The following is a 14,601-nucleotide window of genomic DNA, read 5'->3' on the forward strand; positions in this document are numbered from 1 at the left end:
CCCCCCATTCTCCGGAGCCGTCCATGTCCCGCGTTACCCTGAGTCGCTATTTGATCGAGCAGACCCGCAGCAACAACACGCCTGCCGATCTGCGCTTCCTTATCGAAGTGGTGGCGCGTGCTTGCAAGGAAATCAGCCACGCCGTCTCCAAAGGCGCGCTGGACGGCGTCCTGGGCAGCATGGGCACTGAAAACGTACAAGGCGAAGTGCAGAAGAAGCTCGACGTGATTTCCAACGAAATCCTGCTTGAAGCCAACGAATGGGGTGGTCACCTGGCCGGCATGGCGTCCGAAGAAATGGACAATGCCTACCAGATCCCGGGCAAATACCCGAAAGGCGCCTACCTGCTGGTGTTCGACCCATTGGACGGCTCGTCGAACATTGACGTCAACGTGTCGGTCGGCACCATCTTCTCGGTACTGCGTTGCCCGAACGAATACCTGACCCAGAACGAAAACCTCAACGAAAAAGCCTTCCTGCAGCCAGGCACCCAGCAAGTGTGTGCCGGTTACGCGATCTACGGCCCGCAGACGATGCTGGTGCTGACCCTGGGCGACGGCGTCAAAGGTTTCACCCTGGACCGCGAAATGGGTAGCTTCGTACTGACCCACGAAGACATCAAGATTCCAGAAGACACCCAGGAATTCGCGATCAACATGTCCAACCAGCGTCATTGGGAAGCGCCGGTGCAGCGTTACGTCAAGGAGCTGCTGGAAGGCGAAACTGGCCCACTGAAAAAGGACTTCAACATGCGCTGGGTCGCCGCAATGGTTGCCGACGTACACCGTATCCTGACCCGTGGCGGCCTGTTTATGTACCCGCGCGACAGCCGCGAGCCGTCCAAGCCAGGCAAACTGCGCCTGATGTACGAAGCGAACCCGATGTCGTTCCTGGTCGAGCAGGCTGGTGGTGTCTCCACCGACGGCCATCAGCGCATTCTCGACATCCAGCCGGAGGGCCTGCACCAGCGTGTGGCGGTATTCCTCGGTTCGAAAGAAGAAGTGGAACGTGTGACCGGTTACCACAAGGACTGATTTTTAAGGTCGGTCTTGAGCTAACAAAAAGCCCCGAAACGTTTCAGCGTTTTCGGGGCTTTTTTGTTTTTGCTTGTCGGGAACCAGATACCCCTTTTCCCTTCTAAGCTTCTGGCAGATACCCACGCTGCTTCGTCTCTCCAGGAGTTATTCCATGTCGTTACGCCGTCTCGCCCTGTTGTGTTTTTGCGTGCTGCTGGCCGCTTGCAGCAAGGTCACCCAGGAAAATTACGCGAAGCTGTCGGCAGGAATGCCCAAGGCCGAGGTGGAATCGCTGCTGGGTAAGCCGACTGATTGTTCCGGCGCGCTGGGCATGTCCAGCTGCACATGGGGCGACAAAAACAGCTTTATCAGCGTGCAATACGCCGGTGACAAAGCTCTGATGTTTTCCGGGCAAGGCCTGAAGTAAACCGGGGCGCAAGCCTGCGGGAGAAAAACAATGATGCGTTTTGTTCTATACCTCTGCGCCAGCCTGTTTTTGGCGGGCTGCGCCAGCCATTCTGGCGATGATCTTCAACCCAAGACCGTTGGCAGCGTCAACCTCAAGCGTTACCAGGGCACCTGGTATGAGCTGGCTCGATTGCCGATGTATTTCCAGCGTAACTGTGCGCAGTCCGAAGCCCGTTACTCCCTGCTGCCCGACGGCAATATGGCGGTGTATAACCGTTGCCTGACCGAAGACTGGAAGTGGGAAGAAGCCAAGGGCACAGCCACGCCGCAGGTCGAAGGCAAGACTGACAAGCTTTGGGTCGAGTTCAATAACTGGTTTACCGCACTGCTACCGGGCATCGCCAAGGGTGATTACTGGGTGCTGTACATCAGCGATGACTACAAGACTGCCATCGTCGGTAGCCCGAGCCGGCGCTACATGTGGCTGCTGTCACGCACACCGACGGTCAGCGCCGAAACCCGTGAAGACCTGCTGAGCAGGGCACGGCAACAGGGTTACGACACCACCCGCTTGATCTGGCGCACGTCGGACAAGCAGATGGCGAAGACTTCGCAGTAAATAAAAAAACGCCGCCTGATTCAGGCGGCGTTTTTTTCAGCCCAGTAAATCCCGCAACACCTGGGTAAATGCCCGGCTGCTGTCTTCTTCGCCAGCATGGCGCCCGTCGCGAATCACCCACTGGCCGTTGACCAGCACATCCCGCACTTGCCGATCACCGCCGGCAAACAACCAACGATTGAGAATCGCGTCTTCATGGGCTGTCGCCAGGTACGGGTCGTTGCCGTCCAGCACCAGCCAATCGGCACGTTTGCCGACTTGCAGTTTGCCAATCGGCTGCCCCAGTGCCTCGGCGCCGCCGTCCAGCGCGGCCTCGTAAAGCGTGCGGCCGACCATCGGCTGATCACTGCGGTACAGCCGGTTACGCCGCTGATCTCGAAGGCGCTGGCCATATTCCAGCCAACGCAATTCTTCCACTACGCTCAGCGAGACATGGCTGTCGGAGCCAATGCCCATGCGCCCACCCTGAGCGAGGAAGTCCACCGCCGGAAAAACCCCATCGCCCAGGTTGGCTTCGGTAGTCAGGCACAAACCGGCAATCGCCCGGCTCCTGGCCATCAATGTCACTTCTTCCGGGTTGGCGTGGGTAGCGTGTACCAGGCACCAGCGTTGATCGACTTCGGTGTTTTCATACAGCCATTGCAGAGGGCGGCGACCGCTCCAGCTCAGGCAGTCGTCGACTTCCTTCTGCTGTTCGGCGATGTGGATATGCACCGGGCACGCCTTGTTGCTGGCGGCCAATACGTCGCTGATTTGTTGTGGTGTTACCGCACGCAACGAGTGGAAGCACAGGCCCAGGTGCTGCGCCGGTTGTGCCGCCAGTTGCGATTGCAGGCGCGCTTGCAGCTGCAGGTAATTCTCGGTGCTGTTGATAAAACGGCGCTGGCCTTCATTGGGTGCCTGGCCGCCAAAACCGGAATGGCTGTACAGCACCGGCAGCAAGGTCAGGCCGATGCCCGCGCTTGCCGCTGCCTGGCTGATCTGCAGCGCCAGTTCAGCCGGGTCGGCGTAGGGCCGGCCGTCGACATCGTGGTGGACGTAATGAAATTCGGCCACCGAGGTGTAACCGGCCTTGAGCATCTCGATATACAACTGGCGGGCGATGATCTGCAACTGATCGGGGCTGATCTTGCCGACCATCCGATACATCAGGTCGCGCCAGGTCCAGAAGCTGTCATTGGGGTTGCCGGCCACTTCCGCCAGCCCGGCCATGGCCCGCTGGAACGCATGGGAGTGCAGGTTCGGCATGCCCGGCAACAGCGGGCCTCTGAGCCGCTCGGCGCCGTCTGCGCTGGCGTTGGCCTCAACTTTTGTCAGCAGGCCATCGGTGCTGACTTCAAGACGTACATCATTGGCCCATCCATTAGGCAGCAGCGCACGCTCGGCAAAGAAAGCGGACATGGTTCAAGCACCCCATCGTGTGTTATTTGTATATACATATACAGACGTTTGCCTGCTCGGTAAACTCCGGCAAGCTAGGCTTCTTTTTTCACCTGCAAGGATTTCCTGTGCCGACTCCGCCCGCCAAGTCTCCGCTGGCTGCCCACATGGACGAAAGTCCGGCGCCCTTGTATGCCCGCGTCAAACAGATGATCAGCCAACAGATCCTCAGCGGAAACTGGCCGCCGCACTACCGCGTTCCGTCTGAAAGCGAGCTGGTGAGCCAATTGGGTTTCAGCCGCATGACCATCAACCGTGCCCTGCGGGAAATGACCGTCGAAGGCCTGCTGGTGCGCATGCAGGGCGTCGGCACCTTTGTCGCCGAGCCCAAGAGCCAGTCGGCCTTGTTTGAAGTGCACAACATTGCCGATGAAATCGCCTCCCGCGGCCACCGCCACACCTGCAAGGTCATCACCTTGGGCGAAGAGGCCGCCGGTTCCGAACGTGCCGTGGCCCTGGATATGCGCGAAGGGCAGAAGGTCTTCCACTCGCTGATCGTGCATTACGAAAACGATATTCCGGTGCAAATCGAAGATCGTTTCGTCAACGCCCAGGTGGCGCCGGACTACCTGGCCCAGGATTTCACCTTGCAAACCCCTTACGCGTACCTCAACCAGGTGGCGCCGCTGACCGAAGGCGAGCACGTGGTCGAAGCGATCCTCGCTGATGCCCAGGAATGCAAGCTGCTGCAGATCGAAGCTGGCGAGCCGTGCCTGCTGATCCGCCGTCGCACCTGGTCCGGCCGCCAGCCGGTGACCGCCGCCCGTTTGATCCACCCCGGCTCTCGTCACCGCCTGGAAGGACGTTTCAGTAAATGAGTTCGATGAAAGTCTGGCGCGCCACTGATTACGTACGCATGCCGTGGAAGAACGGCGGCGGTAGCACCGAAGAGATCACCCGTGATGCGGGTGAGGGTCTGGACGGTTTTGGCTGGCGCCTGTCGATTGCCGATATCGGTGAGTCGGGCGGGTTCTCCACCTTTGCCGGGTATCAGCGGATCATTACGGTGCTGCAAGGAGCCGGCATGGTGCTGACGGTGGATGGCCAGGATACGCGGGGGTTGTTACCGCTTGATCCGTTCCCGTTCAAGGGTGAAAGCCAGGTGTCCTGCAAGTTGGTGGGCGGGCCGATCCGCGATTTCAACCTGATCTATTCACCGCAGCGCTATCAGGCGCGGTTGCAGTGGATGGATGGGGCGCAGCGCTTCTTTAGTGAGGCGCAGACCGTGCTGGTGTTCAGTGTGGCGGATGAAGTGGCGGTGCTTGGTGAGGTGTTGGGCCGGCACGATTGCCTGCAATTGGACGGTAACGCTGGCCTGTTGGACGTCAGCGTCGCCGGCCGCTGCTGCGTCATCGAACTGACTGCACGCGGTTAAAAATGTGGGAGCGAGCAAGCCCGCTCCCACAGTTGCTTTCCGTTGGTCTCTCGATCTGTTTCCAGGCTCCGCACCAACTTGTTACCGAATGCCCCAGCATGGCGCAAAGCCCTGCCCTGGTAACAATCCTCCCTCGCTTTAAAAAGTCACTGTAAAAAACTTCATCAAGCCGCCAAGCCTTATTTTCCAAGGCTTGCGCGGCTGTTCGAAAAAAATCTACAACCCTCCCCATCCAAGTTGGCCGCTTGATTGCATATTCTTGTATGTACAAGTAAAGATGTGTGCGTAAGAGTCCATGAACATCCTCTTCGCACCAATCATGTTCGCGCATTGATCGTTGAGGAGTTTTTCGTGACTGATTTTTCCGAGGCTAAGCCTACAAAGTACCGTGACGTCGAAATCCGCGCTGCTCGCGGTAACACGCTCACCGCCAAAAGCTGGCTGACCGAAGCGCCGCTGCGCATGCTGATGAATAACCTTGACCCGCAAGTGGCCGAAAACCCGAAAGAGCTGGTGGTATACGGCGGCATCGGCCGTGCGGCGCGCAACTGGGAATGCTACGACCAGATCGTCGAAAGCCTGACCAACCTCAATGACGACGAAACCCTGCTGGTGCAATCCGGCAAACCGGTTGGCGTATTCAAGACCCACAGCAACGCCCCACGCGTACTGATCGCCAACTCCAACCTGGTGCCGCACTGGGCCAGTTGGGAACACTTCAACGAACTGGATGCCAAGGGTCTGGCCATGTACGGCCAGATGACTGCGGGCAGCTGGATCTACATCGGCAGCCAGGGCATCGTCCAGGGCACTTACGAAACCTTCGTCGAAGCCGGTCGCCAGCATTACAACAATGACCTCAAGGGTCGTTGGGTTCTGACCGCAGGCCTTGGTGGCATGGGCGGCGCTCAGCCTCTGGCTGCAACCCTGGCCGGCGCTTGCTCGCTGAACATTGAATGCCAGCAGGTCAGCATCGATTTCCGTTTGAACAGCCGCTATGTCGACGAGCAAGCCACTGACCTCGACGATGCTCTGGCCCGTATCGCCAAATACACCAAGGAAGGCAAGGCAATTTCCATTGCCCTGCTCGGCAACGCGGCTGAAATTCTGCCGGAGCTGGTCAAGCGTGGCGTGCGTCCAGACATGGTTACCGACCAGACCAGCGCCCACGATCCGCTCAACGGTTACCTGCCGGCTGGCTGGACTTGGGACGAATACCGCGCTCGCGCCAAGACCGAGCCTGCTGCTGTGATCAAAGCCGCCAAGCAATCGATGGCCGTGCACGTTAAAGCGATGTTGGACTTCCAGAAAATGGGCGTACCGACTTTCGACTACGGCAACAACATCCGTCAGATGGCGCAAGAAGAAGGCGTGGAAAACGCTTTCGACTTCCCGGGTTTCGTACCGGCTTACATCCGTCCGCTGTTCTGCCGTGGCATCGGCCCGTTCCGTTGGGCTGCACTGTCGGGTGATCCGCAAGACATCTACAAAACCGATGCCAAAGTAAAAGAGCTGATCCCCGACGACGCTCACCTGCACAACTGGTTGGACATGGCCCGCGAGCGCATTGCGTTCCAGGGGCTGCCGGCGCGTATCTGCTGGGTTGGCCTGGGCCAGCGTGCCAAGTTGGGTCTGGCATTCAACGAAATGGTGCGCAGCGGTGAGCTGTCGGCGCCTGTCGTAATCGGTCGCGACCACCTGGACTCTGGCTCGGTTGCAAGCCCGAACCGTGAAACCGAATCCATGCAGGACGGTTCCGACGCTGTGTCCGACTGGCCACTGCTCAACGCTTTGCTCAACACCGCCAGCGGTGCGACCTGGGTCTCACTGCACCACGGCGGCGGCGTCGGCATGGGCTTCTCCCAGCACTCGGGGATGGTGATTGTTTGTGACGGTACCGATGAAGCGGCTGAGCGTATTGCCCGCGTACTGCACAACGACCCGGCCACCGGGGTGATGCGTCACGCCGACGCTGGTTACCAGATCGCTATTGATTGCGCCAAGGAGCAGGGCCTGAACCTGCCGATGATCAAGTAACCAAAGTGGCATAGCCCGTTTTCTGAACACTTGATCCTGCCGGTAGAGCAGGGCGCTGCACCAACAACAAGCGGGCTGCTGGCACAAGCCTGATGGGACGTGGACAAGGCAGGATGCCTTTTGACTGCCGTAATCCATTTCATGATTGGGAGCGTCACACAATGAAAATGAATAAGACCCTGCTGACCACGTTGTTCGCCACAAGCTTGTTGGCCAGCGCTGGTGCCACTCAGGCAGCAGGCTGGTGCGAGTCGGGCAAGCCGGTGAAATTCGCCGGCCTGAACTGGGAAAGCGGCATGTTGCTGACCGATGTCCTGCAAATCGTCCTGGAAAAAGGCTACAACTGCAAAACCGACAGCCTGCCGGGCAACTCCATCACCATGGAAAACGCCCTCGGCAGCAATGACATTCAGATCTTCGCTGAGGAGTGGGTAGGCCGTAGCGAAGTCTGGAACAAGGCCGAGAAGGCCGGCAAAGTCGTCGGCGTCGGCGCTCCGGTAGTGGGCGCCATCGAAGGCTGGTACGTGCCGCGTTATGTGATCGAAGGCGACGCCAAGCGCAAGCTCGAAGCCAAGGCGCCAGACCTGAAAACCATCGCCGACCTGGCCAAGTATTCCGCCGTGTTCAAGGACCAGGAAGAGCCGGCCAAGGGCCGCTTCTACAACTGTCCGGCCGGCTGGACCTGCGAGCTGGATAACAGCGAAATGCTCAAAAGCTACGGGCTGGAAAGCACCTACACCAACTTCCGCCCAGGCACAGGCCCGGCGCTGGATGCGGCGGTGTTGTCCAGCTACAAGCGTGGCGAGCCGATCCTGTTCTACTACTGGTCGCCTACCCCGCTCATGGGCCAGGTGGACCTGGTGAAGCTGGAAGAAAAACCGGGTGTGAATAAAAGCGTGACCATCAAAGTAGGCCTGTCCAAGGTGTTCCACGAGCAAGCGCCGGAATTGGTAGCGGTACTGGAGAAGGTCAATCTGCCGATCGACCTGCTCAACCAGAACCTGGCCCGTATGACTAAAGAGCGAATCGAATCGCCAAAACTGGCGAAAATTTTCCTCAAGGAACATCCTGAAATCTGGCACGCATGGGTGAGCGACGACGCAGCCAAAAAAATCGACGCGGCCTTGTAGGTTGAGCGTTCCCGGTTGCCCCAACAGGCAACCGGGCGCTTGGCCACAACCCACTGGATCGAGAGCACGATATGTTTCCTGAGAGTTTTACGTTTTCCATCGCTGACTGGGTCAACGGTTGGGTTGATTCGCTGGTGACCAACTACGGTGATGTGTTCCGGCAGATCTCCGACACCTTGTTATGGGCCATCGTCAACCTGGAAGGGTTGCTGCGCGCGGCGCCCTGGTGGTTGATGCTGGCGATTGTCGGTGGCATTGCCTGGCACGCCACCCGCAAGGTCGTAATGACTGCGGTGATCGTCGGCTTGCTGTTTTTGGTGGGCGCGGTCGGGCTGTGGGACAAGCTGATGCAAACCCTGGCGCTGATGATGGTGGCCACGGTGATCTCGGTGTTGATTGGCATCCCCCTGGGGATTCTCTCGGCCCGCAGCAATCGCCTGCGTTCGGTGCTGATGCCGCTGCTGGACATCATGCAAACCATGCCCAGCTTCGTGTACTTGATTCCGGTGCTGATGCTGTTCGGCCTGGGCAAGGTCCCGGCGATTTTCGCCACGGTGATCTACGCCGCACCACCGCTGATTCGCCTGACCGACCTGGGCATTCGCCAGGTCGATGGCGAAGTCATGGAAGCCATCAACGCCTTTGGTGCAAACCGCTGGCAGCAACTGTTTGGTGTGCAATTGCCCCTGGCCCTGCCGAGCATCATGGCCGGGATCAACCAGACCACCATGATGGCCTTGTCGATGGTGGTGATCGCCTCGATGATCGGCGCTCGTGGCTTGGGTGAAGACGTGCTGGTGGGCATCCAGACCCTCAACGTTGGGCGCGGCCTTGAAGCCGGCCTGGCGATCGTGATTCTCGCAGTGGTCATCGACCGCATCACCCAGGCCTATGGTCGTCCACGGCATGAGGCGAGCAAATGACTACCGTCAGCAAGATTGAAGTCAAAAACGTATTCAAGATCTTCGGTTCCCGTTCCAAGGAAGCGCTGGCTCTTATTGGCCAGGGTAAGACCAAGGATCAGGTACTGGCCGAGACCGGTTGCGTGGTGGGTGTGAACGACCTGTCGCTGAGCATCAACACTGGCGAGATCTTCGTGATCATGGGCCTGTCGGGTTCCGGCAAGTCGACCCTGGTACGCCACTTCAACCGCTTGATCGACCCTACCAGTGGCGCGATCCTGGTGGACGGCGAAGACATCCTGCAATTGGACATGGAAGCCCTGCGCCAATTTCGTCGGCACAAGATCAGCATGGTGTTCCAGAGCTTCGGCCTGCTGCCCCACAAGAGCGTGCTGGACAACGTCGCCTACGGTTTGAAAGTGCGCGGCGAGACCAAGCAAGTGTGTGCCGAACGGGCGCTGCACTGGATCGAAATCGTGGGCCTCAAGGGCTACGAGAACAAGTATCCGCACCAGCTATCCGGCGGCATGCGCCAACGGGTGGGCCTGGCCCGCGCACTGGCGGCCGACACCGACATCATCCTGATGGACGAAGCCTTCAGCGCCCTCGACCCGCTGATCCGCGCCGAGATGCAGGACCAGTTGCTGGAACTGCAAAAGACCCTGCACAAGACCATCGTTTTCATCACCCACGACCTCGACGAGGCCGTACGCATTGGCAACCGCATTGCGATCCTCAAGGACGGCAAGCTGATCCAGGTCGGCACGCCCAGGGAGATCCTGCATTCACCGGCGGATGAGTATGTGGACCGCTTTGTTAAACGGCGGGCTGCGGTGGTTTGATCCGATTTTTTTGGTGAGGGCGCTTGTTGTGGCAAGCCCGCTGGCCACAGGGATAGTCATAAATTCAAGATTTGTATGAAGAGGTCAACGATGTCCCAGGCTGAAAAAATCATCATCGCCGACACCCCATTGCGCTGGCAGGACGTGGTCGCCGTGGCTCGCCACGGTGCTGTCCTCGAACTGTCGGGCCAAGCCTGGGCGCGGATCGATAATGCCCAGGCTATCGTCCAGTGCATTGTCAGCAGTGGCGAACGGGCCTATGGCGTCAACACCGGCCTGGGCGCCTTGTGCAATGTTTCCCTCAAAGGCGAGCAACTGAGCCAACTGTCGCGCAACACCTTGCTCAGCCACGCCTGCGGCGTCGGTGCGCCGCTGAGCAACGAGCAAACCCGCGCGATCATCTGCGCCGCCATTATCAACTACAGCCAGGGCAAGTCTGGCCTGCATCCGCAGGTGGTGCATTCGCTGCTGGCCCTGCTCAACCACGGTATCACCCCGCAAGTGCCGTCCCAGGGTTCAGTGGGTTACCTCACCCACATGGCCCATATCAGCATCGCCTTGCTCGGGGTCGGCAACGTCAACTACCGGGGCCAGATCGTCTCGGCGCACGAGGCCCTGGCCGCCGAAAACTTGCAGCCGGTGGTGCTGGGTGCCAAGGACGGGTTGTGCCTGGTCAACGGCACGCCGTGCATGAGCGGCCTGAGCTGCCTGGCCCTGGCCGATGCCCATCGCCTGCTGCAATGGGCCGACGTGATTGGCGCCATGAGCTTCGAGGCGCAGCGCGGTCAGATCGACGCGTTCGACAAAGAAATCATCGCCCTCAAGCCGCATCCGGGCATGCAGCAAGTGGGCAGCAACCTGCGGGCACTACTGGACGGCAGTGAAGTGATCGCTGCAAGCAAAGGCATTCGCACCCAGGATGCCTTGAGCATTCGCTCGATTCCTCAGGTCCACGGTGCGGCGCGCGATCAACTGGAACACGCCACACGGCAGATCGAAACCGAACTCAACGGCGCCACCGACAACCCATTGCTGCTCGGCACCCCGGACAACTACCGCGTGGTGTCCCAGGCCAATCCCCATGGGCAATCGGTGGCACTGGCAGCGGACATGCTGGCCATTGCCCTGGCAGAGATAGGCTCCATCGCCGAGCGTCGCCTTGATCGCCTCATCAACCCCCATGTCAGCGGGCTGCCGGCGTTTCTGGTGAGCAACCCCGGCGTCAATTCGGGGATGATGATCGTGCAGTACGTCGCCGCGTCCCTCTGCGGGCAAAACCGCCAACTGGCGCAACCGGCGGTGCTCGACAACTTCGTCACCTCCGGCTTGCAGGAAGATCACCTGAGCATGGGCACCAACGCCGCGCTGAAGTTGCACCAAGTGCTGGAAAACGTCACCCAGATTCTCGCCATCGAGTACCTGCTGGCGGCCCAGGCTTTCGAATTTCTCCAGGAGCAACGCTTCGGTGCAGGCACCCACACCGCCTGGCGTCTGCTGCGCGAACAGGTTCCGGCCTACGACCAGGACCGCTGGCTGGCGCCGGACATCACGGCGGCCGCAACGCTGCTCAAGAACGCCGACTTGCTGCACAGCGCACTACCGAATTTGCGCTGAGCAGATTTGTAATAAAAAATCCCAACAATAACCAGCGTGCCAAGCCGTCAGTCATCTAAAAGAGGACAACGGCGGATAACGGAAGCATCCGGAGCGACTGGTAGTTAACAACACTCTCAAAAGGAGCATGAATGTGACTGCGCTAAACCTGATTCCAGGCCAACTGAGCCTTGCCCAACTGCGTGATATCTACCAGCAGCCGGTAACCCTCACCCTGGATGACAGCGCCTCGGCCCAGATCGAAGCCAGCGTCGCCTGTGTGGAGCAGATTCTCGCCGAGAACCGCACCGCTTATGGCATCAATACCGGTTTTGGCCTGCTGGCCTCCACCCGTATCGCCAGTGAAGACCTGGAAAACCTTCAGCGCTCCCTGGTGCTGTCCCACGCCGCCGGTGTGGGTAAGCCCATCAGTGATGCGTTGGTGCGGTTGGTCATGGTGCTCAAGGTCAACAGCTTGAGCCGGGGTTTCTCCGGGATTCGCCGGCAGGTGATCGACGCGTTAATCGCCCTGATCAATGCCGAGGTTTACCCGCACATTCCACTGAAAGGCTCGGTGGGTGCCTCCGGTGACTTGGCGCCATTGGCGCACATGTCCCTGGTACTGCTTGGCGAAGGCAAGGCTCGTTACAAAGGCGAATGGCTGGAGGCGACGCAAGCGCTGAAAGTCGCCGGCCTGACCCCGCTGACCCTGGCTGCGAAAGAAGGCTTGGCGCTGCTTAACGGTACCCAGGTTTCCACTGCTTATGCCTTGCGCGGCCTATTTGAGGGCGAAGATCTGTTTGCCGGTGCCCTGGCCTGTGGCGGCCTGACGGTGGAAGCGGTGTTGGGCTCGCGCTCGCCGTTTGACGCGCGCATTCATGCCGCTCGCGGTCAGCGCGGCCAGATCGATTCGGCTGCGGCCTATCGTGATTTGTTGGGGGAGAGCAGCGAAGTCTCGCAATCCCACCAGAACTGCGACAAGGTTCAGGACCCGTACTCCCTGCGCTGCCAGCCGCAAGTCATGGGCGCCTGCTTGACCCAACTCCGCCAGGCGGCAGAGGTGTTGGTGGTCGAAGCCAACGCCGTGTCCGATAACCCGTTGGTGTTCGCCGCTGAAGGCGACGTGATTTCCGGCGGCAACTTCCACGCCGAGCCGGTGGCCATGGCCGCTGACAACATGGCTTTGGCCATCGCTGAAATCGGCTCCCTGAGCGAGCGCCGCATCTCGTTGATGATGGACAAGCACATGTCGCAACTGCCGCCGTTTTTGGTGGCCAACGGTGGTGTTAACTCCGGCTTCATGATCGCCCAAGTGACTGCAGCGGCCCTGGCCAGTGAGAACAAGGCGCTGGCCCATCCCCATAGCGTTGACAGCTTGCCGACGTCCGCCAACCAGGAAGACCACGTTTCCATGGCCCCGGCTGCGGGCAAGCGCCTGTGGGAAATGGCCGAGAACGTGCGCGGCATTCTCGCTGTGGAATGGCTGGCGGCCTGCCAGGGGCTGGATCTGCGCGACGGCCTGAAAACCTCGCCGAAGCTGGAAAAAGCCCGTGGCATCCTGCGCGGCAAAGTGCCGTTCTATGAGAAGGACCGCTTCTTTGCACCGGACATCAACGCCGCCACAGAGTTGCTGGCCACGCGCTGCCTGAATGAGTTGGTACCGGCGAAACTGTTGCCGAGCCTGTAACCCGCAATACCCCCTGTAGGAGCGAGCTTGCTCGCGATGGACGTTAACGATGACACAGGGAGCCAGAAGAAACGCGGTGTCCTTGGGTTCTTCGCGAGCAAGCTCGCTCCTACAGAAAACAAGAACAATTAGGGACGAGAAATGCACCAGCAAGAAACGGGTTTGAAACGCGGGCTCTCCGCCCGCCATATTCGCTTCATGGCACTGGGGTCGGCGATCGGCACCGGGCTGTTTTACGGTTCTGCCTCAGCCATCCAGATGGCCGGCCCCGCCGTGCTGCTGGCCTACCTGATCGGTGGCGCCGCGGTGTTCATGGTCATGCGCGCCCTAGGCGAAATGGCTGTGCACAACCCGGTGTCCGGCTCCTTCGGCCAGTACGCCAGCACCTACCTGGGTCCCATGGCCGGTTTTGTCCTCGGCTGGACCTACGCCTTCGAGATGATCATCGTCTGCCTGGCCGACGTCACCGCCTTTGGCATCTATATGGGCTTTTGGTTTCCCGAAGTGGCGCGCTGGATCTGGGTGCTGGGCATCGTGCTCCTGATCGGCGGCCTGAACCTGTGCAGCGTCAAAGTCTTTGGCGAAATGGAGTTCTGGCTATCGCTGCTCAAAGTCGGCGCCATTGTCGCAATGATCCTCGGCGGTTTCGGCATCATGCTGTTCGGCATTCACTCAGCGGGTGACGCACCGGCTACCGGCCTGAGCAACTTGTGGGCCCACGGTGGCTTTATGCCCAACGGCGTCGGTGGTTTGATCGCTTCCTTTGCGGTGGTGATGTTCGCCTTTGGCGGCATCGAAATCATCGGCATCACTGCCGGCGAAGCCAAGGACCCGCAGCGGGTCATTCCCAAGGCGATTAACGCCGTACCGCTGCGCATCCTGCTGTTCTACGTGCTGACCCTGTTTGTGCTGATGGCGATCTACCCATGGCCGCAGATCGGCAGCCAGGGCAGCCCGTTCGTGCAGATCTTCAGCAACCTGGGCATCGGCTCGGCGGCGACCATCCTTAATATCGTGGTGATCTCGGCAGCCGTTTCGGCCATCAATAGCGACATCTTCGGCGCCGGCCGCATGATGTACGGCCTGGCCCAGCAAGGGCAGGCACCCAAAGGCTTTGCGCAACTGTCCCGCCAGGGCGTGCCGTGGATGACCGTGGTGGTGATGGGCGCGGCGCTGCTGGGCGGCGTGGTGTTGAACTACCTGATCCCGGAAAACGTATTCCTGGTGATCGCCTCCATTGCCACCTTCGCCACGGTCTGGGTCTGGCTGATGATCCTCATCACACAAGTGGCGATGCGGCGCTCCATGACCAAAGAGCAAATAGCCGAACTGAAGTTCCCGGTGCCGTTCTGGCCCTACGCGCCGGCAGCAGCCATCGTGTTCATGCTGTTTATTTTCGGCGTGCTGGGGTATTTCCCGGACACTCAGGCAGCCCTTATGGTCGGTGTTGCATGGATCGCCTTGCTGGTCGTTGCCTATTTGTTGTGGGTAAAACCCGCCGCCGGGCAAGCAGCCAAGGTCCATTACGAGCCAGCTTTGTCTCATTGATAAC

Annotated in this window: 13 protein-coding genes; 12 read left to right on the forward strand and 1 reads right to left on the reverse strand. The window is 59.8% G+C overall.

Going from position 1 to position 14,601, the window contains the following annotated elements; all coding sequences use genetic code 11:
- Positions 1-23 precede the first annotated feature (23 nt).
- The 3 genes from AAEZ06_RS09080 (at position 24) to AAEZ06_RS09090 (ending at position 2,043) form a co-directional block, all read left to right on the forward strand.
- Entirely contained in the window at positions 24-1,034 is a 1,011-nt protein-coding gene (locus AAEZ06_RS09080) for a class 1 fructose-bisphosphatase (protein WP_149411300.1), read from the forward strand.
- 154 nt (positions 1,035-1,188) lie between these two features.
- Positions 1,189-1,443, forward strand: coding sequence for an outer membrane protein assembly factor BamE (locus tag AAEZ06_RS09085; protein ID WP_149411299.1), 255 nt, complete (start codon positions 1,189-1,191; stop codon positions 1,441-1,443).
- A gap of 30 nt (positions 1,444-1,473) precedes the next feature.
- Positions 1,474-2,043, forward strand: a complete 570-nt coding sequence (locus AAEZ06_RS09090; RefSeq protein ID WP_149411298.1) for a lipocalin family protein — start codon at positions 1,474-1,476, stop codon at positions 2,041-2,043.
- Between the two features lie 36 nt (positions 2,044-2,079).
- Here AAEZ06_RS09090 and AAEZ06_RS09095 read toward each other — a convergent pair whose 3' ends face one another.
- Positions 2,080-3,444 carry a formimidoylglutamate deiminase gene (locus tag AAEZ06_RS09095; RefSeq protein WP_149411297.1) on the reverse strand — a complete coding sequence of 455 codons (1,365 nt, stop codon included), beginning with the start codon at positions 3,442-3,444 and terminating at the stop codon, positions 2,080-2,082.
- 146 nt (positions 3,445-3,590) lie between these two features.
- On the opposite strand from AAEZ06_RS09095, the gene hutC reads away from it, so the two are divergent.
- From hutC to AAEZ06_RS09140, 9 genes are all read left to right on the forward strand, one after another.
- A complete protein-coding gene (gene hutC / locus AAEZ06_RS09100; protein ID WP_178114394.1) occupies positions 3,591-4,301 on the forward strand; it encodes a histidine utilization transcriptional repressor HutC in 711 nt (236 codons plus the stop codon).
- Positions 4,298-4,858, forward strand: coding sequence for a HutD/Ves family protein (locus AAEZ06_RS09105; RefSeq protein WP_350613964.1), 561 nt, complete (start codon positions 4,298-4,300; stop codon positions 4,856-4,858). Before hutC ends, AAEZ06_RS09105 begins: the two co-directional genes overlap by 4 nt.
- Before the next feature lie 351 nt (positions 4,859-5,209).
- Complete coding sequence (gene hutU, locus AAEZ06_RS09110) at positions 5,210-6,895, forward strand: urocanate hydratase (RefSeq protein WP_149411294.1); 1,686 nt, start codon at positions 5,210-5,212, stop codon at positions 6,893-6,895.
- Between the two features lie 161 nt (positions 6,896-7,056).
- Complete coding sequence (locus tag AAEZ06_RS09115) at positions 7,057-8,025, forward strand: ABC transporter substrate-binding protein (protein WP_149411293.1); 969 nt, start codon at positions 7,057-7,059, stop codon at positions 8,023-8,025.
- Between the two features lie 71 nt (positions 8,026-8,096).
- Entirely contained in the window at positions 8,097-8,948 is an 852-nt protein-coding gene (locus AAEZ06_RS09120; RefSeq protein ID WP_350613967.1) for an ABC transporter permease, read from the forward strand.
- Positions 8,945-9,769, forward strand: coding sequence for a quaternary amine ABC transporter ATP-binding protein (locus AAEZ06_RS09125; protein WP_149411291.1), 825 nt, complete (start codon positions 8,945-8,947; stop codon positions 9,767-9,769). The genes AAEZ06_RS09120 and AAEZ06_RS09125 overlap by 4 nt, the downstream gene beginning before the upstream one ends.
- Positions 9,770-9,859: 90 nt before the next feature.
- Complete coding sequence (gene hutH / locus AAEZ06_RS09130) at positions 9,860-11,383, forward strand: histidine ammonia-lyase (protein WP_350613969.1); 1,524 nt, start codon at positions 9,860-9,862, stop codon at positions 11,381-11,383.
- A gap of 127 nt (positions 11,384-11,510) precedes the next feature.
- Positions 11,511-13,049 carry a histidine ammonia-lyase gene (hutH, locus tag AAEZ06_RS09135; RefSeq protein WP_149411289.1) on the forward strand — a complete coding sequence of 513 codons (1,539 nt, stop codon included), beginning with the start codon at positions 11,511-11,513 and terminating at the stop codon, positions 13,047-13,049.
- A 141-nt stretch (positions 13,050-13,190) separates the two neighbouring features.
- On the forward strand, positions 13,191-14,597 hold the full coding sequence (locus tag AAEZ06_RS09140) for an L-histidine transporter HutT (RefSeq protein ID WP_350613971.1): 1,407 nt from the start codon (positions 13,191-13,193) through the stop codon (positions 14,595-14,597).
- Positions 14,598-14,601: the final 4 nt, after the last annotated feature.

This window comes from Pseudomonas sp. HY7a-MNA-CIBAN-0227 (genome assembly GCF_040310325.1).
Lineage (GTDB): Bacteria > Pseudomonadota > Gammaproteobacteria > Pseudomonadales > Pseudomonadaceae > Aquipseudomonas.

Coding starts and splice junctions, on each gene's coding strand:
- AAEZ06_RS09080 (WP_149411300.1), top strand. CDS start 24: ATGTCCCGCGTTACCCTGAGTCGCTATTTGATCGAGCAGACCCGCAGC.
- AAEZ06_RS09085 (WP_149411299.1), top strand. CDS start 1,189: ATGTCGTTACGCCGTCTCGCCCTGTTGTGTTTTTGCGTGCTGCTGGCC.
- AAEZ06_RS09090 (WP_149411298.1), top strand. CDS start 1,474: ATGATGCGTTTTGTTCTATACCTCTGCGCCAGCCTGTTTTTGGCGGGC.
- AAEZ06_RS09095 (WP_149411297.1), bottom strand. CDS start 3,444: ATGTCCGCTTTCTTTGCCGAGCGTGCGCTGCTGCCTAATGGATGGGCC.
- hutC (WP_178114394.1), top strand. CDS start 3,591: ATGGACGAAAGTCCGGCGCCCTTGTATGCCCGCGTCAAACAGATGATC.
- AAEZ06_RS09105 (WP_350613964.1), top strand. CDS start 4,298: ATGAGTTCGATGAAAGTCTGGCGCGCCACTGATTACGTACGCATGCCG.
- AAEZ06_RS09115 (WP_149411293.1), top strand. CDS start 7,057: ATGAAAATGAATAAGACCCTGCTGACCACGTTGTTCGCCACAAGCTTG.
- AAEZ06_RS09120 (WP_350613967.1), top strand. CDS start 8,097: ATGTTTCCTGAGAGTTTTACGTTTTCCATCGCTGACTGGGTCAACGGT.
- AAEZ06_RS09125 (WP_149411291.1), top strand. CDS start 8,945: ATGACTACCGTCAGCAAGATTGAAGTCAAAAACGTATTCAAGATCTTC.
- hutH (WP_350613969.1), top strand. CDS start 9,860: ATGTCCCAGGCTGAAAAAATCATCATCGCCGACACCCCATTGCGCTGG.
- hutH (WP_149411289.1), top strand. CDS start 11,511: ATGAATGTGACTGCGCTAAACCTGATTCCAGGCCAACTGAGCCTTGCC.
- AAEZ06_RS09140 (WP_350613971.1), top strand. CDS start 13,191: ATGCACCAGCAAGAAACGGGTTTGAAACGCGGGCTCTCCGCCCGCCAT.